Annotated in this window: 16 protein-coding genes; 7 read left to right on the top strand and 9 right to left on the bottom strand. The window is 72.5% G+C overall.

All coding sequences use genetic code 11. The features are described from left to right. Positions 1 to 61 precede the first annotated feature (61 nt). The 4 genes from WME97_RS34435 (at position 62) to WME97_RS34420 (ending at position 5,675) form a co-directional block, all read left to right on the top strand. Entirely contained in the window at positions 62 to 1,399 is a 1,338-nt protein-coding gene (locus tag WME97_RS34435) for a Stp1/IreP family PP2C-type Ser/Thr phosphatase (protein WP_437543898.1), read from the top strand. A gap of 184 nt (positions 1,400 to 1,583) precedes the next feature. Then, a complete protein-coding gene (locus WME97_RS34430; RefSeq protein ID WP_437543896.1) occupies positions 1,584 to 3,164 on the top strand; it encodes a hypothetical protein in 1,581 nt (526 codons plus the stop codon). Positions 3,165 to 3,225: 61 nt separating this feature from the next. Beyond that, entirely contained in the window at positions 3,226 to 4,725 is a 1,500-nt protein-coding gene (locus WME97_RS34425; protein ID WP_437543894.1) for a hypothetical protein, read from the top strand. Positions 4,726 to 4,730: 5 nt separating this feature from the next. Continuing rightward, entirely contained in the window at positions 4,731 to 5,675 is a 945-nt protein-coding gene (locus tag WME97_RS34420; RefSeq protein ID WP_044966392.1) for an RluA family pseudouridine synthase, read from the top strand. 23 nt (positions 5,676 to 5,698) lie between these two features. Here WME97_RS34420 and WME97_RS34415 read toward each other — a convergent pair whose 3' ends face one another. Continuing rightward, positions 5,699 to 6,607: a M23 family metallopeptidase gene (locus WME97_RS34415; protein WP_437543892.1), complete on the bottom strand. Its 909-nt coding sequence runs from the start codon at positions 6,605 to 6,607 to the stop codon at positions 5,699 to 5,701. A gap of 276 nt (positions 6,608 to 6,883) precedes the next feature. Here WME97_RS34415 and WME97_RS34410 point away from each other — a divergent pair, with 276 nt between their 5' ends. Continuing rightward, on the top strand, positions 6,884 to 8,206 hold the full coding sequence (locus WME97_RS34410) for an LA_2272 family surface repeat-containing protein (RefSeq protein ID WP_437543891.1): 1,323 nt from the start codon (positions 6,884 to 6,886) through the stop codon (positions 8,204 to 8,206). Here the strand turns inward: WME97_RS34410 and WME97_RS34405 are convergent. The 4 genes from WME97_RS34405 to WME97_RS34390 all read right to left on the bottom strand — a co-directional run bounded on the left by WME97_RS34405 (position 8,145) and on the right by WME97_RS34390 (position 14,644). After that, complete coding sequence (locus tag WME97_RS34405; RefSeq protein ID WP_437543889.1) at positions 8,145 to 10,445, bottom strand: CapA family protein; 2,301 nt, start codon at positions 10,443 to 10,445, stop codon at positions 8,145 to 8,147. The two genes, WME97_RS34410 and WME97_RS34405, sit on opposite strands and share 62 nt — an antisense overlap. Before the next feature lie 437 nt (positions 10,446 to 10,882). Then, positions 10,883 to 11,992 (bottom strand): HPP family protein, encoded by a 1,110-nt coding sequence (locus tag WME97_RS34400; protein WP_437543887.1) that lies wholly within the window; start codon positions 11,990 to 11,992, stop codon positions 10,883 to 10,885. A 107-nt stretch (positions 11,993 to 12,099) separates the two neighbouring features. Then, on the bottom strand, positions 12,100 to 14,025 hold the full coding sequence (locus tag WME97_RS34395) for a hypothetical protein (protein WP_437543885.1): 1,926 nt from the start codon (positions 14,023 to 14,025) through the stop codon (positions 12,100 to 12,102). A gap of 76 nt (positions 14,026 to 14,101) precedes the next feature. Next, positions 14,102 to 14,644, bottom strand: a complete 543-nt coding sequence (locus tag WME97_RS34390; RefSeq protein ID WP_437543883.1) for a hypothetical protein — start codon at positions 14,642 to 14,644, stop codon at positions 14,102 to 14,104. A gap of 57 nt (positions 14,645 to 14,701) precedes the next feature. Between WME97_RS34390 and WME97_RS34385 the strand changes: the two genes are divergently transcribed. Beyond that, positions 14,702 to 15,259, top strand: coding sequence for a hypothetical protein (locus tag WME97_RS34385; RefSeq protein WP_437543882.1), 558 nt, complete (start codon positions 14,702 to 14,704; stop codon positions 15,257 to 15,259). Positions 15,260 to 15,270: 11 nt separating this feature from the next. Further along, entirely contained in the window at positions 15,271 to 17,124 is a 1,854-nt protein-coding gene (locus WME97_RS34380; RefSeq protein ID WP_437543880.1) for a hypothetical protein, read from the top strand. 67 nt (positions 17,125 to 17,191) lie between these two features. Here WME97_RS34380 and WME97_RS34375 read toward each other — a convergent pair whose 3' ends face one another. The 4 genes from WME97_RS34375 to grxD form a co-directional block, all read right to left on the bottom strand. Next, positions 17,192 to 17,440 carry a hypothetical protein gene (locus WME97_RS34375; protein WP_437543878.1) on the bottom strand — a complete coding sequence of 83 codons (249 nt, stop codon included), beginning with the start codon at positions 17,438 to 17,440 and terminating at the stop codon, positions 17,192 to 17,194. Positions 17,441 to 17,669: 229 nt separating this feature from the next. After that, entirely contained in the window at positions 17,670 to 18,152 is a 483-nt protein-coding gene (gene rraA / locus WME97_RS34370; RefSeq protein WP_437543876.1) for a ribonuclease E activity regulator RraA, read from the bottom strand. Positions 18,153 to 18,216: 64 nt separating this feature from the next. After that, positions 18,217 to 19,608, bottom strand: a complete 1,392-nt coding sequence (locus tag WME97_RS34365) for a sigma 54-interacting transcriptional regulator (protein ID WP_437543874.1) — start codon at positions 19,606 to 19,608, stop codon at positions 18,217 to 18,219. 73 nt (positions 19,609 to 19,681) lie between these two features. Continuing rightward, positions 19,682 to 20,608, bottom strand: a complete 927-nt coding sequence (gene grxD, locus WME97_RS34360; protein ID WP_437543872.1) for a Grx4 family monothiol glutaredoxin — start codon at positions 20,606 to 20,608, stop codon at positions 19,682 to 19,684. Positions 20,609 to 20,712: the final 104 nt, after the last annotated feature.

Genomic DNA, 20,712 nt, shown 5'->3' with positions numbered 1-20,712 from the left:
TCGCGGTGGGCGCAATCGGTAGTGATTTCCTCCCGCGCCCTCGGTTAGCCTGCCCGAACCGATGGGCCTGTCCGAAAACATCAGGTTTTATGCGGCGACCGACGTCGGCCGCATGCGGGACCACAACGAGGACAACTACCTCGTCGACAAGAAGCTCGCGCTCTTCGTGGTGGCCGACGGGATGGGCGGGCACGCCGCAGGCGAGGTCGCGAGCGCGCTCGCCGTCCGCATCATCCACGAGGAGCTGAAGAAGGAGCGGGACCTCATCGAGAACCAGGCGCGCAGCAACGTGCGGCGCGCCGCGATGAAGGAGGTCCTCAGCCTGCTCGAGCACGCCGTCCAGCGCGCGTGCGCCCGGATCCACGAGGAAGCGAAGGCCGACGCGACGAAGCGCGGCATGGGCACGACGCTCTCCGCGCTCCTCATCGCCGGCTCGCACGGCTACATCGCGCACGTCGGCGACAGCCGCATCTACCTCCTCCGCGAGGGCCGCATCCAGCAGGTCACCGAGGACCACACCGTCTACAACGAGCTCATCAAGCGCGGGAAGCTCACGCGCGATCAGATCGAGAAGGTCGCGCAGAAGAACGCGATCACGCGCGCCGTCGGCGTGTACGAGCGCGTCGAGGTCGACACGCTCACGATCGAGGTGCTCCCGGGCGACCAGTTCCTCCTCGCGTCGGACGGGCTCCACGGGTACATCGCGCACACCGCGGAGCTCGAGCCGTTCTTCGAGGAGGAGAACGGCGAGGTCGCGGCGAACGGCCTCATCGATCTCGCGAACAGGAAGGGCGGCAAGGACAACATCACCGCGATCCTCGTCCGGCTCGGCCAGGGCGACCACCGCGACAGCGTCCGCGCCCGGCTGCTCGCGCTGAAGCGCGACGTGCTCGCGAAGATGCCGCTCTTCGCGCGCCTGCAGGAGCGCGAGATGCTCCGGGTCATGCAGGTCGCCGAGGTGCTCTCGTTCGAGCCCGGCCAGATCGTGGTGCGCGAGGGCGATCGCGGCGACGAGCTCTTCATCGTGCTCTCGGGCCTCGTCCGGATCATCCGCGGCGAATCGGTGCTGAGCGAGGTCGGCCCGGGCGAGCACTTCGGCGAGATGGCCCTCATCCGCAGCATGCCGCGGTCGGCCACCGTCTCGGCCGTGGAGCAGAGCGAGCTCATCGCCGTCCGGCGCGCCGATTTCTTCGAGATCCTCCGCAAGGAGCACGAGCTCGCCGTGAAGCTGCTCTGGCAGTTCCTGGGGGTGCTCGCCGACCGGCTCGATCAGACGTCGCGCGACCTGAGCACCGCCCGCGAGGAGCTCGCCGCGGAGGACATCACGAGCGAGATCTTCCCCGACAGCGAGGAAGGGAAGAGCCCGTTCGCCCCCGAGGAGCGCTCCTTGGCGCGCTGAGCGGCGCCCCCGCGGCCGCGCCCCCGCGGCCGCGGCCGCGCGGAACGGAGCGGAACGGAGCGGAACGAAGCGGATTGCTGCGGCGGGAGCGGCGGGGCGCGGCCGCGCGAGCCGGGCGAGCGATTCGCGGATTGACACCCTCCTGCCCCGGCCGGTAGCGTCCGTCCGACGGATAACCATGAGCATGCACGGCAGAAGGTACTGCGAAGGCCATCTCGCTCGCGTCGCCATCAACGTGGCTGGGGGCTCGGCGTTCGCGTCGCTCGCAGTCGCTGCGGCGGCTCTCCTCGCGGCGTCCCCCGCGGCCGCCGACGAGCCGCGGAGCGCCACCGAGCCGCGGCTCATGATGGAGACCGGCGAGATCACGAGCGTCGTCGACGCCTTCGACGACGGCGACACCTTTGATCTGAACTTCAGCTTCGGCTTCGAGTACGCGTCGAAGAGCGCGAAGATCCGGCGCGAGACGAGCATCGCCGGGCCGGGGCTGTCGTCGGGCGGCTACACGTCGAACCTGCTCAACGTCGCGACCTACAACGAGGCGACCTCGAAGCTCAACCTGCGCCTCGACGTCGGCCTCTACCGGGACCTGGCGCTCTACCTCAGGATGCCGCTCATCCTGAACCACGCGCGCGAGCTCACCGACCTCAACGGCAGCGCCGGGGCGGAGGCGCAGGCCGTCGCGCTCGCGGGGGCCCCCGGGGAGCAGCTGTTCCAGATGCCCTTCACGTCGCCGAACCGGAGCGGCATCGAGTACCTCGCCGTCGGCCTCGACGTGAACATCATGAACCAGGCGCGCGACCGGACGAAGCCGACCTGGCTGTTCGGGGTCGAGGGGCGCTTCCCCGTGAGCGAGCCGATGCACGCCTGCACCGAGTCGCCGAAGAGCGGCCAGGTGAAGTGCGCCGATCCGTCGGACGTCAACCGGAACAACAGCAGCGACAGCGAGTTCGAGGGGCAGAGGGTCGCCCAGCGCGACCCCGGCGTGTCGCGCGGCACCATCGGCCTCGAGGTCCACACGTACCTGTCGAAGCGGATCAAGTACGTCGAGCCGTACGGCGGGTTCAAGGCGCTGTTCGAGTTCCAGCAGGAGTCGAGCGACTACGGCCTCACCGACCTGAAGACGTCGCTGGTGAACCACCCGCCGCTCGTCGGCAGCGTGATGCTCGGCGTGCTGATCGTCCCCTGGGAGAACCGCGAGAAGTACACCGGGCTCACGCTCGATCTGCGCTTCACCGGCGAGTACCACTCCGAGGGGCGCGACTACTCGGAGCTGTTCGACGCCCTGGGCTCTAGCGACGCGAGCTCGCTGCGCCAGCCCCAGTGGGCGGCGTTCCGCGACAACGACGCGTACGACCCGGACCTGTGCAGGACGGGCGACGCGAGGGCCTGCTCGCCGTCGATCGTCGACGAGGGCTCGCAGCGGACGTACTTCACGGGGCTCAGCGACGTCCAGCCGTACGGCTCGTACCGCGCCTCGGCGAGCGTGACGTGGCGGGCGGCCGAGCTCGTGAAGTTCCAGATCGGCGCGGGCTTCCGCCACGACGGGGGGCACGGCATCGGCGGCGACCAGCCGTGCAACTCCCAGTTCAAGGACAGCCTCGGGGCGGCAGGGCCTTGCCGCCGCCAGGACGCGGACGGGCGCCTCACCGTCACCGGCAGCCCGAACCCCAACTACCGCCCGACCATCAACGCGGTCGGCCGCCGCTTCTACGTCAACGACAGCAACACGTTCGACCTCTTCGCGAGCGGCACGTTCATGTTCTGATCGACGCCCCGAGCGGCGTGGCCACGCGGCGAGCGCCGCCGTTGGCCGAAGCAGCAACCCCATGATCGACCCCTGGCACCTCCGCGGTGGCGCGGGCGCCCTGGCGCTCGCCGCGGCGCTCGCCGCGGCGCTGCCAGCGTCGGCTCAGCCTGAAGGCGCGGCGTTGCCCGCGCCGACTCAGCCTGTAGACGCGGCGTCACCCGCGCGCTCCGGAGGAGACGAGCGACCGTCGCCGTCGTCGCGACCCGATCGGCCGTCGCGATCGGCCGTGGTGCTCGCGACCGCCGTCGCGCCCGAGGCCGAGGAGCGCGCCGCGCCGCTCGCCAGCGCGCTCGACGCGCTCCTGTCGGACACGGCGCAGGACCTCGGCCTGTCGGTGGATCTCGCGGGCCGCGTCGCCTCGCGATCGCGCCCCGACGAGGCCGAGCTCATCGAGCGCGCGCGCTCCGGCGACAAACTCTTCATCGCGCCGAGCCTCGAGCTGCGCGGCGACGAGGTGGAGCTCAGGCTCGCCGTCGCGTCCGGCGGATCGAGGTCGCTGAGGGTGCGGGTCGAGCGCGTCGCGCGGGACGACCTCGCGGTGCGCGCCGCGGTGATGCTCCGCGATCTCCTGGCCGAGCTCGACGCCGGCGCCGCCGCGGACCCTGCGTCGTCCCGCGAGGCGCCGTGCCCCGAGCGGTGCCGCGGGCGCCTCGCCACGCCGGCGCGCAGCATGGGGAAGGCGACGCTCGCGGCCAACGCGACGCTCTACGGAGGCCTCGTGGGCTTCTCGATCCAGCGATCGAGCGGCTCGGACGATCCGCGCCTGCTCTACCCGCTCCTGGCGGTCGGCGCCGGCATCGGGCTCGGCGGCGCGATCATCATCGCGGAGGAGTGGGACGTCGGCGTGGCCGACGCGTGGTACCTCGGGTCCGGCACGTGGTGGCCGACGATCGCGGGGCACCTGATCTACCAGGGCCGCTTCGCGCAGCACGCGGCGGATCCGGCCCAGGAGCGCTGGGCGTCCGGGCTGATCGGCGGGACCGCCGGGATCACGCTGGCGGCGCTCGGGCTCTCGCTGGGCCGGATGTCCGAGGGCGGCGCGCTGATGGCGCAGTCGGGCGGCGGGCTGGGGCTCATGCTGGGCGGGCTCGTCGAGTGGGCGGGGCGGGGCGACGTGCAGCGGACGCCGATCGCTGGGATGGGCTACGGCGCGGCGCTCGGCTGGCTGGCGGCGGCCGCGGCGGCCACGCAGCTCGACGTCACGCCGTCGGAGATCCTGGCGATCGACGTGGGCGCGATGCTCGGCGGGCTGGGCGCCGCCGCGCTGGCCAGCCCGCTCGTGTTCGAGTCCCCGACCGAGGCGCAGCAGCGGGCCTGGGTCGGCGCCACGGCGGCGGGCTTCCTGATCGGGGCGGGCGTCGCGTGGCGCGTGACCCGCCCTGCCGGCGCCGGAGCCCGCAGCGCGGGCCCCTCGTGGAACCGGTACGGCCTGCCCATGCTGGGAGTGATAGGAGAGAGCGTGGTCGGGAGCCGGCGAGCGCCCGCGCTCGGCCTCGGGTGGCAGGGGGCGATTCCGTAGGAGCTATGAAGATCACGATCACCGAGCTGGATGCAGGGACGCGCCTCGACAAGCTGCTCGTGCAGCTTCTCCCCGGGCTGGGGCGCGCGGGCGCGAAGCGGCTGTTCTCCGAGGGGCGCGTGCGCGTCCTCGGCGTGGGGAAGAGCGGCGCCGGCCGGCGCGCGTCGAAGGGCGACGTGGCGGCGGCCGGCGAGGTGCTGGAGGTCGACGTCGAGCCGACGGAGGCCTCCGGCGCGGCGACGCCGGATCCTTCCGCGCCGCTCGACGTGGTGCTCGAGCGCGACGACCTCGTGGTGGTGAACAAGCCCGCCGGGGTGCCGACGGCGCCGCTCCATCCGGGCGAGCGCGGGACGGTCGCGAACGCGCTCGTGGCGCGGTACCCCGAGATGGCGGGCATCGGCTTCTCTCCGCGGGAGCCCGGGCTGTGCCACCGGCTGGACACGGACACGAGCGGCCTCGTGCTCGCGGCGCGCACGGCCGCGGCGTTCGCGGCGCTCGGCGCCGGGCTGAAGGAGGGGCGGCTCGACAAGCGCTACCTGCTGATCTGCCAGATCGGCGATCTTCCCGAGATGGGCTCGATCGAGGTGCCGCTCGCGCCGCACCCGAAGGACAAGAAGCGGGTCTACCCGTGCATCCACCCGCGCGACGTGGCGCGATACGCCCCGAGGCCGGCCGCGACGATGTACAAGCGCGTGCGGCAGGTGGGGCTCTGGGAGCTCGTCGAGGCGCGGGCCCCGCGGGCGCTGCGGCACCAGATCCGGGCGCACTTCGCGTCGGTGGGGCACCCGCTGGCCGGCGACGTGCTCTACGGCGGGCCCGCGGTGGAGGGGCTGAGCCGCCACGCGCTGCACGCGCACTACATCGGGTGGGGCGGCAGCGACGCGGTGCCTGCGTTCGTGGTGACGTCGTCGCTGCCCGCGGACATGGCGGCGCTGGTCGGCGAGGCCTGAGCCGCGCGCCGCGCCGCGTCGCCTCAGCGCGCGCGCGCCTCGACGACGTGGCCGTCGACGTCGCGCGCCCGCGCCGTGATCTGGAGGTCGTCGGCCGACGCCGTCCCGCCGAGGTCGCTGAAGCGGAACCCGATCACGTACGCCGCGGACTGCGCGTTGAACTTCGCCGGCTCGATCCGGATGCCTCCGAGGCTCTGTTCGTCGATGGTCGTGGCGTCTCCTTCCCCTGTATATTTGCGGTTCCATTCCTCGTAGTTGAACACGCGCTCCTCGATGACCTCCCCGGTCGACCGGCTGGACGTCGCGACCGCGAGCTCGACGAGGCCCGGGGAGATGCCTGGCAGGGTGGCCTCGACCTCGACCGAGACGCTCGACGTGGAGTCTTCGTCGGTGCGGCGCAGGGAGAGCGCCGGGGGCAGCCCGCCCGGCGTGGGGAGGAAGCGGAGCGGGTGCACGCAGTACGCCTTCTCGTGCCCTCCCTCGCGGATCTCGAAGTGCAGGTGGGGGAACAGGCTGCTGGCGGCGAGCCCGGTATAGCCGATGTGCTGACCGCGCCCGACCTGATCGCCGGTCTCGACGAGCGGCATCGTCAGGTGGATATAGTTGCTGTAGAGGCACGCGCCCGGCTGATCGCAGTGCTCGATCTGCACGACGACGTCCTCGAAATCCTCGTAGCGGCCTGCGCGTATCACCTTTCCGTCGGCGACCGCGTACACCGGGGTGCCCATCACGGTGGGGATATCGATGCCGCGGTGGAAGTCGTAGACGCCATCGCGCGAGGTCTGCAGGCGGGGACCGAAGCTCGACGACATCGGCTGGATCTCGTCCGTCCCCCCGATCGGCCACACGAGGTCTGGGCCTTCAGGCTCCGAGCCGCAGCCGGCAGCGAGCGCGGAGAGGGCCAGCACGGGCGCGAGAGACGATGGCTTCATGGTGGCAAATCCGTGGCACGTGGGCTCCGCGCAGGTGGCGAGTCCACGGCGCAGCGCCCAGACGCAGGCTATCGAAGCAGCACGCGGAAGTCGAGGTCAGGGGTGCTGTGATCGATCCATGCGGCGCCGCCATCGACGCCGCTCGATTCCTCGCCTGCGGAGCAGCCTTTCGGCGCTGCACGCGTGTACGATGGTGCGATGTCGCCGCGGGCGCGCCGAGCGAGGTGTCCTCTCCAGGCCGCGCCGATTCTCGCGGCCTGCGCGGTCGCTCCGGCCGTGCTGGCGCCGCGCAGCGCTTCCGCGCAGCAGCTGGCGGAGGCGGCGCCCGGGCGCGCCCCGCCGCGGTCGGCCTGGCCGAGCGACCCGTCCGGCGCCGGCGGCGCGGGCGGGGAGCCGGCGCGCCGCGGCCCGGAGACGCCCTATTTCCCCGTCAACCTGTCGCTCATTTTCCCGCTGAGCACCAACGCTACGGCGCCCGATCTCGCCACCCACCTCGATCTCGCGCTCCTGCTCGGGCGCGTCGGGTTCGTGGACGGCGCCCAGGTCGGCCTGTTCTCGTGGACGTCGGGGGATCTGCGCGGGCTCCAGCTCGGGATCGCGAGCGTCGTCTCGGGGCGCGCCGAGGGGCTGCAGCTCGCGGGCGGCTTCGCCTTCGCGGACGCCCCGCTCGCGGGGGTGCAGCTCGCGGGGCTCTTCGGCTGGGCGAGCACGACGGTCACCGGCGCGCAGATCGCCGGCGTCGCCAACCAGACGTACGCCGACGTCGACGGCCTGCAGGCGGCCGGCGCCGTCAACGTCGCTCGCGGGCAGGTGACGGGCGTGCAGGCGGCGGGCGTCAACATCGGCCGGGTCGACGGGCTCCAGATCGGCGCCATCAACGTCTCGCAGGAGCAGCGCGGGCTCCAGATCGGCATCATCAACGTGGCCCGCAAGATCGACGGCCTCCAGATCGGCGTCATCAACGTGACCGACAACCTGAAGGGGGAGTCGCTCGGCCTCATCCCGCTGCCGCGCGAGGGGGGGATCCGGCTCGCGCTCTGGGGGAGCACCGGCCTGCACGGCAACGTCGGCCTCAAGTTCTCGAGCCGGTATGCCTACACGATCCTGAGCTTCGGGCTCCACAGCGAGCCGCGCGCGCCGGACGTGCCGAACGTTGACGACGGGCGCGCGGCGGAGCGCGAGCCCTTGTACGCCGTGGGCCTCGCGATGGGCTCGCGCCTGCCGCTCGACGTCGAGGACCTCTCGCTGAGCGCCGACGTCGGCGCCTACCACCGCGGCCCGTTGCAGGGATCTCTCCCCGGGCGAAACGAGGTGCTGAAGGCGCGCGTCTCGGCCTCGTACGCGCTTGCGGAGCGCCTCTCGCCGTTCGTCTGCGCAGGTGGCTACGTGACGTTGCGGGGCGAGGGCGCGCTCGAGGTCGGCGGCGGGCCCGAGCTCTGCCTCGGCGTCGAGCTCGGCCTGCTCGACGCCGCTCGGCGTGTTCGCGCGCCCGCCGCCCCCGCCGCGCCCGCTGCCCTCGCGGGCCGCGGCGGCGCGCTCAGGGCGTCGCCGGGGCCAGCGCGTACGACCGGTGCGTCATCGTCACGCCGAGGCTCGTGAGCGCCGGATCCGTGGCGGTGCAACGCACGAAGCTCCAGTCGTTCGGCGTGGCGAACGCGAACCCGAGGGAGCTGTCGGCGACGGTGCCCTCCCACTCGATGAGCGACACGTCGTCGAGGAACGAGGTGGCCTCGCCGCTCGCCGGTACACCCGCCCTGAAATAGAACCGGACGGAGCCCGCGTTCGACGGCGGGGTCAGGTCGACGGTGAACGGCTGCCAGCCGTAGGTGCCAGCCGCGCGCGTGAACACGACGCTGTTCGACACGCTGGTCCCGCCGCTCGTGTACCAGTAGACCTGCACACGCATCTGGCCGGCGTTGTTTCCCTTCATGTAGCCGGTCAGCGTCAGCCTGCGGCCAGGCTCGAACTTGACGCGGTTGTTCATGTAGGTCGAGACCTCGGATGTGCTGCTCGACTTGCGCAGGAACACCATCGCGCCGGTCCCGCCGTGGACGACGCTGTTCTCGATGTAGCGGTATTCGCTCATCGACCACATCGAGCCTTCGTGGGAGGTGTCGTCGACGTCGCCGTCCTCGAAGTCGCCGTAGAGCATGATCTCCCGGCCGTAATCGCAGCTCGCGGCGGCCGTCGTCCGGACGGCGGCGAGCGAGTCCGCCGGGGTCGAGCGCAGGTGCGCGAGGGGGCCTGTACGGCGGCTCGTGAGCGGCACGGTCCGCGTCTCGACGGCATCGCTCGTCGTGTACTGCGAGGCGCTGCTCGCCGCGGCGGCCCGCGGGCCGCTCGCGAACACGACCGCCCCGGTCATGCCGTCCGCCGCCTCGCCGGGCGCGGGCGCCGCCGGCAGCGTCGTGGAGAGGTGGCCGATGTGGCGGATCGCCCGGCCGAGCCAGGCGCCGCCCACGAGCTTCGGGACGTAGTCCTCGTTCTGGAACGGGATGAGCTGCACGCGGTGCACCGCGCGGTTGCCGCTCGCGTCCTCGTCGATGTCGATGGCGGCGAGGTACGACTGGTACGTCTCGAAGATGTCCTGATCGAAGACCATGTTGCCGAGCGACATGAAGATATAGCGGGGGCCGGCGCCGGCGTTGTACAGCCCGATGCCGTGGATCGTGTGCGGGTGGTGCGCCACGACCATGCCGGCGCCCTTCTGGACGAGCTGGGTGAACCGCCGCCGCATGCCGGACGACGGATAGTCGCTGTACTCGATGCCTCCGTGCAGCACCGGGATGGCGAAGCGCCCGACCGCGTCCTCCGCCATGAAGTCGCTGATCTCGGTGAGGCTGAGCTCGAGCGCGCCGGCCTTGGGAGGAGGCCCGTCGGAGGCGGTGAGCGTGTACTCCGGGAGCGTCGTCCCGTCGTTGACGAGCTGGTTGAACCCCTGGAAGGCCACGTCGACGCCGCCGAGCGTCCGGTAGAGCACGGTGCCCTTCGCCATCGTCTCGTCGAGCCCTGCGCCGAACCAGTCGAGGCCGGCGTTCGGGACGGCGGTGAGCGTGTCGGCGACGCCTGCCCCCAGGTAATCGAACATGTGGTTGTTGCCGAGGCTCACGGCGTCGACGCCGGAGAGCGCGAGCGCCCTGACCGTCTCGGGGTAGGAGAAGAACGTGAACGACTTGTAAGGGTGGGGCGTCTGCGGGTTGGCAGTGACGGGGCACTCCAGGTTGACCTGGGTGTAGTCGGCCGACGAGAGGACGTCGCGCAGGAACGAGAGGATCGCGCTCGCGTCGGCTTGCCGTGTCGCGGGGCGGATCAGATCGCCCACCTCTCCCTCGACGCCGTCCTCGTCGCTGTCGATGAAGCGCCGACCGAACATCGTGTCGCCTCCCACGAGGATCCGGGCGCGGCCCGCGCGCTGCTCCGTCAGCATGACGCGGCCGACCCCGGCGGCCGCCTCGGCGAGCGGCAAGTGCAGATCGGCAGGGACGATCTCGCTGTAGTACCCGTCGACCTCGACGCGCAGCAGGACCGAGCGTCGCGCGAGCGCCGGCAGCGTGAACGCGCCCGCGCCGTCGGTGAACGCGATCTCGCCGTGGTTGACCGCGCCGCTCCCCCAGCCGATGGCCGTCACCTCCGCCCCCGCGATCGGCGACCCCGCCTCGTCGACGACGACGCCGGTCACGTCGATGGGGGCCGCCGCGTAGGTCGCGTCGTACGCGGCTTCCGTGGCGTCGAACTGGTACGCCGCCAGCGCGTCGCCCGCGGCGAGCCAGGCGCAGGCCGCAGCACACACGGACAGCGGCCTGGAGGTGATGACGCGGACAACGGGTCTTTCTGCCATGTTCGCTCCCGATCGGTTGGGGCCTGTTCGAGGACAGATGATCTCGACAGGCGTGATGGGCGCCAGAGCTCCTTCAGGGCCGGCTCAACACGTGCATCCACACATGCAAATATGCCGTGTGACCAAACTCCGAGGTGACCAAGGCCGACGATGGGGTCGCGAGCGTCGACTGGCCGCTCAGCCCTCGCTGGAGAGGCCGCGAGAGCGCCGACCCATGCACGATTCGATCCGTTTCAGCGATGGCGCTGGAGACAAAGACGATTATCTCGAGACTATCATGCTTCGATCATCGCCCGCTATACGCTCGAGTGGAGCAGCCGGCGATTTGTCGTCTTGTCGTTCTGACGAGGTGTTCCTGCACGTGAAGGCGTGTGCATGAATGGTGCGCTGTGGCGATGCGCGCCTGTGTCGCATAGGGGCGTACTGCCCTGGGCGCGCTACCCGACGAGCGCCGAGCCCTTGGCGAGCTGCGCGCGGCTGATCACGGCCAGGAGATCGGTTTGGGTCACGATGCCGCGCAGGCGCATCCTGGCGTCGACGATCAGCGCTTCGTGCACGCGCCCGCGGGAGAGGAGCTGGAAGAGCTCGTTGATCGGCGTGTCCTCGCCGGCGGTCTCGAAGTAGATGGACGGCAGGTCGCGCACGGCGGCCTCGGGCATGGCCGACGCGATCGAGACGTCGATCGCGCCGTGCACGACGCCTCGCTCGTCGACCACCGGCAAGACGCGCAGGGCGCGCTCGCGGAGGCGGCGGAGCGCGAGCGCGCTCGGATCGTCGGGGTGAATCGTGACCAGATCGCGCGACATGATCTCGCCGCAGGTGACGCCTCCGCGCAGGCGCCGGTGCGCCTCCTCTTCGACGTGCCGGACGAGGGCGATCAGATCTTCCCGCTCGACGTCGAGCGGCGTACCGAGGCGCTCGAGGGCGGCGTCGATGTCGCTCGGCGAAAAGCCGACGCGGAGCTCGGGCGGGGCATCGGCGGTGCCGTGGGGCGAGGCCGGCAAGGTCACGACGTGCGGGTAGCTGCGGCGCACCAGGTTGTTGAACACGAGCCCCGCTGCCACGAGCAGCAGGGAGTTGATGGCGACCGGCACGAGCGCGAAGTGATAGCCCAGGCTCGTCACGGCCGGCCCGCCGATGACCGCCGTGAGCGCCACCGCGCCGGCGGGCGGGTGCAAGCACCGGAGCAGGCTCGTGACGGCGATGGTGACCGCGACCGCGACGGCGCCGGCGCACAGCGGATCGGGGATGGCGCGAGCCGCCGTGACGCCGATGACGGCCGCCAGCACGTTGCCGCCGAGCACGGACCAGGGCTGGGCGAGCGGGCTGGCGGGGACCCCGAACACGAGCACGGTCGAAGCGCCGATCGGCGCTATCAGGAGCGGAGCGTGCGCGGTGGGGCCAAGGCAAGCGTGCATCACGAACCCGGTGGCCAGCAGCCCGAGCAAGCCCCCGGCAGCAGCGTAGATCCGCTCGCTGACGAGCAGCGGCGTGCGCATGGGCTGGAACCGCGTAAGAAAGCTCGAGCCCGCAACTCCGAAGCTCATCGCGCGGCCATATATCGAGATGTTCGCGCGCTGTCTACGGAGGCTTACGAACGCTGATGGGGGCTCGCAGATCGCGAAAGCGTGTCGGGACGGGGGCTGACCCGGCGCTACGCCGCAGCGGAGACCGCCTTCTTGCGGGGACGCGGCGCGCGGGTCGCCCCGGCCGCGCCGGCGCCGGACGGCTTCGTCGGCGTGGCGCTCGCGGGCGGGGTGGACACGGCGCGGACCAGCGCGGCGGCGATGGCCGCCGTCATCCTCGCGGTCGGCAGGCGCGGCGTGAACGCGAGCACGCGCTCGCCGGGGCGCCGGCCGCGCGAGGACCGGCCGCTCTTCGCGAGCCCCTCGACGGCGCGCTCGCACGGCGAGCCGGGGGCGACGCGCAGCAGGACCTCGGGCAGCCCGATGGCGCCGCCGGCGCCGGGCGCGTAGACGACGCCGACCTCGATCCCGACGAAGCCGGGGAGCGCCGCGCGCGGCGAGAGGCCGAGCCGGAGCTCGTCGGCGTCGGGGCTGCCGTCCGGGATGCGGAGGCGGCCGACGACGCGGAGCTCCTGCGCCGCGGGCGCGGCGCCGGCGGGCGCCTTCCGCAGGCGCCGCACGCGCCGCGCGACGTCGCGCAGGAACGCGACCGGCCGCGCCGCCGGATCGGCGGGGAGCTCGGCGAGCCGGCCGGTGCAGAAGATCGCGAGCAGCGCCGTCGCGTCGAGCGCGAGCAGGTGGGCGTGGTACGGCGAGGCGGCCGCCACGGCGTGGACGCCCGCGCCGAGCCCGGCGAGCAACGCGACGAGCAGCGCCTTTCCGGCGCGCGTCGAGACGTCGAGGTAGACGCCGCGCGCCCGCGGCGGCTCGCGGAACGCCTCGGCCTCCGCGATGGGGAGCCACTTGCCAGGGCGCCGCAAGGTCGCGGCGGTGCGCTCCGGGCGGGGCGTGCGGTGCGCGGCGAGCGCGGTCGCCGCGGCCACGAGCGCGGCGCCCAGCGTGCCGTCCCTGAGCAGGAGCTCCAGGGCGACGCCGGCGACGAGCGCGAGCCCCGCGAGCGCGGCGCGGGGCGCGAGCGGGATCGGGACGAGGGGCCGCGGCAGGGCGCCCGCGGCGCGCGCGAGGCGCTCGTGCTCGCGCGCCTTGAGCGCGACGAGGGCGCTGTAGAGCGCGAAGAGGACCACGCCCGCGGCCACGTAGAGGGTGCGGCTGCGATCGGGGCTGCCGGCCGCGGCGTCCGAGATGCGGCCGAGCGTGTCGGCCCCGGGCTTCGCCGCGGCGGGCTCGGGCTGGAAGGCGCGCGCGTCGGCGCGGATCGCCCACCGGATCGGCTCGGCCTTGGGGGCGTACGGGCGGAGCAGCTCCAGCTCGTCCTTGTCGAGCGCGCGGCGGAGCGTGGAGAGCGTCGTCGGCGCCGGGAGCGCGTCGGGGGACGCCTCCTCGCCCGCCTCGCCGGCGCGCGCCTCGTCGACGCGCGGCTCGTCGGGCGCGGCCGGGAGCGCGACGGTGAGCCGCGCCGAGTCGTAGCCGTCGTCCCAGACGGGGCCGCTCCAGGAGACGCGGGCGCTCGGGCCATCCTGCCGGATGAGCCCGCGCTTCATGAGGTCCGTGCGGTAGCGGAAGAAGAGCACGAACACCCCGCGGCTCAGCCCCTTGCCGTCGAAGCGGGCCCGCATCGCCGCCGGGCGGCGCGTGCCGTCCTCGCGCGGCCGGGGGTCGGGGGGCAGGAGCTCGATCGCGACCGGCGTCGCGGACGCGAGCGAGCCCGCCTCCGCGGCTTTCAAGGGCACGGCGTAGCTGCCCTGATCGAGCTGGGCGTCCGGGTCGACGCCCTGGATGTCGAGCCCGCGGAGCGGCCCGCCCGAGATCTTCAGCGTGACCTTGTGCTCGACCGTCGCGGCGCCGGCCCGGTCGATCGACAGGCGCACGTCGTCTCCGGCGATGTGCACCTCGACCCACGCGCGCGCGGGGAGGGTGAACGCGATCGACAGGAGCGCCGCCAGGAACGGGAGCAGCAGCGCCGGCCCGGGGCGGCGGGCGATGCGAGAGGGCATGGTGCAGGAGTCCCATGTCGCCGCGCGCGGGGCCAAGTTCCCCGCGGTACTGGGGCCGGGTGAGCGAGGGCGTCGATCAGAAGACGACGCCGAGCGAGAGCGACCCCATGAGCTTGATCTTCCCCGCCTTCTCGTAGAAGGAATACTGGTAGGGGCCCGCGGTGATCGTCACGGGATCGGCGAGGGCCACGCCGATCCCGAAGCCTCCCGACATGGCGAATCCGCCGTCTCGGCTGAGCACGTTCGTGCTCCCCACCATGCCGCCGAGGACGACGCTGCTCACATCGCCGCGGCCCTCGAGCCGCCCGGGAGGGGTGATGACCGCCTCGAACGACTCGTAGCCGATGCGCCCTTTCACCCAGAAGCCCCGCAGCGCCTTGCCTTCGACGTAGACACCGACGTCCGCCGCGAGCGCGTAGCCGGTCGTGTCGAGCGACGCATCCTCGAGCGAGCCCCAGATCCACGACGGCGCGATCCCGATGGTGAGCGGCCCGATGATCGTGACCTCGCCTTCGAACGTCATCTTCCCGAACAGGAGATCCAGCGCGTTGTAGCGGACCGACCAGCGGCAGCAGGTGGACTCGGGGGGCTTCGGGGGCGGCGGGGGCCCGGCCGGCAAGGCGTAGCCCTGACCATAGCCGGGCGGCTGCTGGGGATAGCCTTGCTGGGGATAACCTTGCTGCGGGTATCCCTGCTGAGGATATCCTTGTTGCTGCGGATACCCCTGCTGCTGAGGGTAGCCTTGCTGCGGATATCCCTGCTGCTGAGGATATCCCTGCTGCTGAGGATATCCCTGCTGCTGAGGGTATCCCTGCTGAGGATACCCCTGCTGCTGAGGATACCCCTGTTGCTGCGGGTAACCTTGCTGCTGAGGATACCCCTGCTGCTGAGGATACCCCTGTTGCTGAGGGTAACCTTGCTGAGGATACCCCTGCTGCTGGGGATACCCGGACGGCGCCTGGGCAGCTCCGCCGGGCTGCGCCTGGCCCTGCGGGAGCGGCTGAGCGTTCTGTTGCGCTGTCGCCGCTGGCGCGAGGAGGAGCGCGCCGAGGCCGAGAAGGAGGCCGCAAGCTGCCGGGCGGAGAGCTGCCCTGGAGGAGGGCGCGCGCGCGGGGCCCAGACCCGTGGTGAAAGCGCAATCCATGGCGGTGGACTGTACCGAATCCCGAGCACGCCGGCTACACGCGCGCCGCGAACCGTCGCCGCGCTCGCGCGCGCGATCTCCAGCCTGTAATCTCCGTCCCGATGCCAGTCCCCGAAGTCGCCGCCGTCACAGAACTCGCGCCTGGAAGCGCCACCTCGAGCGGCGCCGCGGCCGTGCCGGCGGTCGATCCGCGCGCCGCGAGCGGCGCCGAGACAGCCCCGGCCGAGCTCGATCGTGCGCTGTCCGAGCTGGGCGACGCCGCGCTCGGGTTCGCTCGCATGCCGGCCCTCGAGAAGGCCTCCCTGCTCCGCGCGTCGCTCCCGGGCCTGCTCGTCGCCGCGCGCGCCGAGGTCGAGGCGTCGTGCGCCGACCGGGGGCTCGATCCCGGCTCGGCGGCGAGCGGCGAGGCGTGGCTCGCGGGGCCTTGCGTCACGCTCTCGCAGGTGCGCCGCCTGGCCGAGGCGCTCGAGGACATCGCCGCGCGCGGGCGCCCCCGGCTCGGCCGCGGGGCGGTGCGCGCCCGCGCGGACGGCCGGATCGAGGTGGAGGTGTTCCCGACGCGCCTGAAGGACACCGCCCTGCACGGGCCCCTCCGCGCGCGCGTGCTGATGCAGCCCGGGGCGACGCGCGAGAGCGTCCGGGAAGAGCAGGCGCGCTTCTACCAGCAACGCGACCCCGAAGGGGGCGTCGCGCTGGTGCTCGGCGCGGGCGACGTCGCCGGCGTCCCCCTCCGGGAAGCGCTGCACAAGCTCTTCGTCGAGGGGCGCGTCGTGGCGCTTGCGATGAGCCCGCGGAGCGCGCCCCTCGGCGCGCTGATGGAGCGCGCCCTCGCGCCGCTCGTCGCGCGCGGGCTCCTCCGCTTCGTCTACGGCGGCGCCGAGTCGGGCGCCTACCTCGCGGCCCACCCCGCCGTCTCGGAGGTCCACGTCACCGGCCCGGCGGGCGCGCACGACGCGCTCGTCTGGGGGCCGCCGGGCCCGGCGCAGGCGCGCCGGCGGGCCTCGGGAGAGCGGCTGCTCGACAAGCCCATCTCCTCCACGCTCGGCGGCGCCAGCCCGGTCCTCGTGATGCCGTGGCTCTACGGCGGCGACGAGCTCTGGTTCCAGGCGAGGTGCCTCGCGAGCCAGATCGTGAGCGGCGCGTCGCACGGCGGCCACGCCGCGAGCGTCCTCGTCCTGCCCAGGGGCTTCACGCAGCGGCCGCTGCTCTTCAGGATGCTGCGCCGCGCGCTCACCGCCGTGCCGCTGCGGCGCGCCGCCCACCCGGAGGCCGACGCGCGGTACGCCGACCTCACGGCCGGGCGCGCGCCGATCGAGCCCGAGCGCCTCGAGGCCTCCGCCGACGTGCCGCTGCCGTGCGGGGTCGCGCGCATCGGCGCGCCAGGGCCGGGCGAACTGCCCTGGACGCTGATCGCCGGGCTCGACGCGTCGGACGTCGCCGAGCCGCTGTTCTCGAGCGAGCCGCTCGGCGGCGCGCTCTCCATCGTCGAGGTCGGCTCGAGCGATCCGGTGGAGTTCCTGGAGGCGGCGACCCGCTTCTGCAACGACCGGCTCCGGGGCAGCCTTGGCGCGACGATCGTTGCGCACCCGATGAGCGAGGAGGACCCCGCTGTCGGGGCCGCGCTCGACCGCGCGCTGCTCGATCTTCGGTACGGCGTGATCGCGGTGAACCAGGCGCCCGCCGCCGCGCATGCGGCCGTCGTCCCGCCCTGGGGGGGCCACCCGGGCTCGACGCTCGCCGACATCCGGAGCGGGCTCGGCTTCGTGCACAACACAACGATGCTCGCGCAGGTCGAGAAGACCCTCCTGCGCGCGCCGCTCACCGCCTTCCCGCGGCCGCCCGGCTTCTATGATCACCGGCGCTCCCACATCGTCGGGGAGCGGCTCGCGGCCTGCGCGGCGGATCCAGGGTGGGGGAGCGTCGCGCGCGTCGTGGCGGCCGCGCTGCGGGGCTGACCCGGCGTCGCGCCCCCACCTCGTCTCGTCTCGATTCCGTCTCGATCCCGCCGCGGTGGCGCGGCGATCAGGAGGGGAGCGACGAGCGGAACTCCTTCACCTTCTCCACGATCTCGCGCAGCGCGTGCCGCGACGCCTCGGAGACGTCGTCGGCCAGCTTCTCGGCGTCGAGGAGCTTGGGCTCCAGCTTGTCCCAGGCGTCCTTCGCGTCCATGCCGGCAAGGTGGAGCCTGACGCGGATCTCGTCGCGCAGGGTCTGGAGCGACTCCAGGCTCTTGTTCAGATCGCTCTTCAGTTCCGATGTGATGTTGCCCATTCTTGTCCTCCCGATTCTACGAGTGTTGATCGCTCCTCCCCTGCTCGTGATGCATTGGCCGCGCCAGTTGGCGCGCTTCGACGCGGCGCGCGACGTTCACGCGTCCTGACCGGATCCGAGCCCATCCATACCGGGCGCAGCCGCCGCGCGCCCTCCTCTCCAGGTGTGGCAAAAGCGCCCAGGGACGTGCGTTTTGCCGCACCTCGGACGCGAGCGCGCGCGCGGGCTCTCAGGCAAGTTGCGCGTGCGCGCAAACGATGCCGTCATGATCGGCATAGACGAGCTCGCCAGGAACCCACGTGACCCCGGCGAACGTCACGGCGATATCGCGGTCCCCCGCGCCCTTCTTGGCGCTCTTCCTCGGGTGCGTCGCGAGGGCCTTCACGCCGATCGGGATCTGGCCGATCGCCTCCGCGTCGCGGATGCACCCATGAACGATCACACCGGCCCAGCCGTTCTGGTGGGCCATGGCGGCGATGTTGTCCCCGAGGAGCGCGCAGCGGAGGGAGCCGCCTCCGTCCACGACGAGCACCCGCCCCTGGCCGGACTCTTCGAGCGCCTTGCGGACGAGCACGTTGTCCTCGTGGACCTTCACCGTGGTGATGCGCCCGTGAAACAGCCGAGCTCCGCCGTAATCCCGGAAGATCGGATCGGCGACGAGGACGTCCGGGTGCTCGTCGCATAGATCCGTGGTTCTGATCTCTGAGCTCATGAAGACTCCCCGTCCGCCTTCCTAGGCTGTCGACCGCCGGATTCAACCGCTCATCCGCCCCCGGTCACGAGGGCTCGTGGCGCTCGCCGTCCTCGGCGGAGGGGAGGGAGGCGCCGCCCTTGCGCTTGCCCGCGACGGCGAAGGCCGACGAGTCGACGCCATGCCGGGCGAGCCACCGGCGCAGCTGGTTCCGGTGCATCCCGAGCGAGCGCGCCGCGCGCGTGACGTTCCCCTGCTCGCGCCGCAGCGCCGTCTCGATGGCGAGCCGCCGCATCTCCGGCGGCGCCGGCGTGCGCCTCGCGACCTCCGTGATGTCGAGGCCCGCGGACGGCGCGAGATCCGCCACCTCCACGGCGGTGCGCCCGGCCGCGAGCGCCGCGAGGCCCGCCTGCCGCACCTCGCAGAGCAGCTCCCGCACGTTGCCCGGCCACGCGCGCAGCGCGCAGCACTCCAGGAAGCTGGCCCCCGGCGCGAGCCGCGCGCCGGTGCGCCTGAGCTCCGCCGCCACCAGCCAGGGGAGCTCCTCGATCCGCTCCGTCAGCGACGGGATCCGCACCTCGGGCCGGCCGATCCGGTAATAGAGGTCGTCCCGGAACCGGCGCGCCGCGACCTCGGCCTGGAGATCCTTCAACGTGGCCGCGCACAGGCGGAACTCCACCTTGCGCGGGCGCGTGTCGCCGAGCGCGACGACCTCCCGGGTCTCGAGGACGCGGAGCAGCTTCGGCTGAACCGCCGGATCGAGCTCCGCGATCTCGTCGAGGAACAACGTGCCGCCGTGAGCCGCCTGGACATAGCCCTCGGCGTCGGCGGTCGCATCCGAGTAGGCCCCGCGCCGCGCCCCGAAGAACAGCCGCTCCGCGAGGCCCTCCGGGATCGCGGCGCAGTTCACGGCGACGAAGGGGCCGCCCCGGCCCGTCGCCGCATGGTAGGCGCGCGCCCCGAGCTCCTTGCCCGAGCCGCTCGGCCCGGTGAGCAGCAAGGTATCCCCGCGCATCCCCGCGCGGTGGATCGCCTCGCGGACCTGCCTGAGCGTGGGGCCGACCAGCCCGTCCTCGTGCTCCAGGACCCCGCCGCGCTGGAACGGCTCGATGTCCGCGGTGAAGCGCAGCAGCGTGCTCCCGAGCCGGATCACGCGCGGGGGCGACGAGAAGACCTGATCCTCGATCTGCGCTCCATCGACGAAGGTGCCGTTCCTGCTGCCGAGATCGGTGATCCGGAGACCCCCGCCCGACAGCGCGATGCGGGCGTGCCGGCGCGACACCTGCTCGTCCTCGACCACCACCGTGTCGTCCGCCGCTGCGCGGCCCAGCACGACCGCGCCGCCCTCGAGCGGGATCGGCGCGCAGGCAGGCTGGCCGCGGGCGAAGATGACCACCAGGCCAGGCGTCGCCCCCTCCGGCGACGCCGACCGCGCGGTGTCGGACGCCCTGATCGTCGACTGATCGTCGGCACCCACACCTTACGCATACATGATCCCACGCCGGCCCTGAAGGCTCTCGGATGTCGGCCGTTGTGGTTAAAAAAATCTATCAGTACCGCGGCACCGAGGGGTCGACATCTTGCGACCACGCGTCGATTCCGCCCTGGAGGTTGTAAAGGTTCCTGTAGCCCTTCGCGAGGTAGTGCTCGGCGGCCGCCTGGCTGCGGCCGCCGTGGTGGCAGTGGAAGACGATCCGCGCGTCCTTCGCGAGCGTCTCCAGGTACCGCTGCCCTGCCTGATCGAGGTGGCGGGCCCCCTCGATCCTGGCGATCGTGCGCTCCTGCTCGGTCCGGACGTCGAACAGCTCGATCGCCTCGCCGCTGTTCAGGAGGGCCTTGAGCGCGGTCGACGAGATCTGCTTGACCTTCGGCGGCTCGTTCGGGCTCTCCAGCTTGAAGCCGCCGCCGGAGGGGCCCTCGACGAAGTCGATCGACAGCCCCTCGGCGCGCCGCGCGCTCGCGCGGTCGAGCAGGAACACCGCCCCGCCCGCCTGGGCCTCGACGTCGCCTGCCTGCCGCGGGCCGAAGTAAAGGCCGTAGTTGTAGGACGGGTCGATCTCGATGTGGACGAAGTCGGCCTCGGACTCCCTCGCGGCCGCGAACGCCGCGAGCGCCGCCGCGGTCACGCGGAGCGTGGGCGGCGCTTGCGCCTCGCCCTGCGCGAGCCCGAGCGCCTTCACGAGCTCCCCGGTCGCGTGCAGCTCCTTCACGATGTCGCAGCCGCCGACGAACTCGCCGCGGACGTAGAGCTGCGGGATCGTGGGCCAGCTCGAGAACTCCTTGATGCCGTCGCGCAGCGCGGGATCCGAGAGCACGTCCACCGTCTGGTACTCGGGGAGGTGCTCGTCGAGGATGTTCACCACCGTGGCGGAGAACCCGCACTGCGGCATGGTGCGCGTGCCCTTCATGAACAGGACGACATCGCTCTCGCGGATGATGGTGGCGATCCTGGCCCGCATGGGCTCGCTGAGGCTCATGTGCTTGCTCTCCCTGCGCGGCGGTGGCGGTGCGGTCGGCTCCCGCGCGCGTCCGCGGGCCTCTCGCTAGCATGAGCAAAGCACGGCAGCGAGGCCCTCCAGCC

Origin of the sequence: Sorangium sp. So ce367 (genome assembly GCF_051520455.1) — a bacterium.
Classification (GTDB): domain Bacteria; phylum Myxococcota_A; class Polyangia; order Polyangiales; family Polyangiaceae; genus Sorangium; species Sorangium cellulosum_B.
Note: the sequence above shows the minus strand (reverse complement) of the source record. Positions and strands in the feature narration are given on the sequence as shown.

Excerpts from the sequence above, each read along its gene's own strand:
- WME97_RS34435 (WP_437543898.1), top strand. The coding sequence starts at position 62 with ATGGGCCTGTCCGAAAACATCAGGTTTTATGCGGCGACCGACGTCGGC.
- WME97_RS34430 (WP_437543896.1), top strand. The coding sequence starts at position 1,584 with ATGCACGGCAGAAGGTACTGCGAAGGCCATCTCGCTCGCGTCGCCATC.
- WME97_RS34425 (WP_437543894.1), top strand. The coding sequence starts at position 3,226 with ATGATCGACCCCTGGCACCTCCGCGGTGGCGCGGGCGCCCTGGCGCTC.
- WME97_RS34420 (WP_044966392.1), top strand. The coding sequence starts at position 4,731 with ATGAAGATCACGATCACCGAGCTGGATGCAGGGACGCGCCTCGACAAG.
- WME97_RS34415 (WP_437543892.1), bottom strand. The coding sequence starts at position 6,607 with ATGAAGCCATCGTCTCTCGCGCCCGTGCTGGCCCTCTCCGCGCTCGCT.
- WME97_RS34405 (WP_437543889.1), bottom strand. The coding sequence starts at position 10,445 with ATGGCAGAAAGACCCGTTGTCCGCGTCATCACCTCCAGGCCGCTGTCC.
- WME97_RS34400 (WP_437543887.1), bottom strand. The coding sequence starts at position 11,992 with ATGAGCTTCGGAGTTGCGGGCTCGAGCTTTCTTACGCGGTTCCAGCCC.
- WME97_RS34395 (WP_437543885.1), bottom strand. The coding sequence starts at position 14,025 with ATGCCCTCTCGCATCGCCCGCCGCCCCGGGCCGGCGCTGCTGCTCCCG.
- WME97_RS34380 (WP_437543880.1), top strand. The coding sequence starts at position 15,271 with ATGCCAGTCCCCGAAGTCGCCGCCGTCACAGAACTCGCGCCTGGAAGC.
- WME97_RS34375 (WP_437543878.1), bottom strand. The coding sequence starts at position 17,440 with ATGGGCAACATCACATCGGAACTGAAGAGCGATCTGAACAAGAGCCTG.
- rraA (WP_437543876.1), bottom strand. The coding sequence starts at position 18,152 with ATGAGCTCAGAGATCAGAACCACGGATCTATGCGACGAGCACCCGGAC.
- grxD (WP_437543872.1), bottom strand. The coding sequence starts at position 20,608 with ATGAGCCTCAGCGAGCCCATGCGGGCCAGGATCGCCACCATCATCCGC.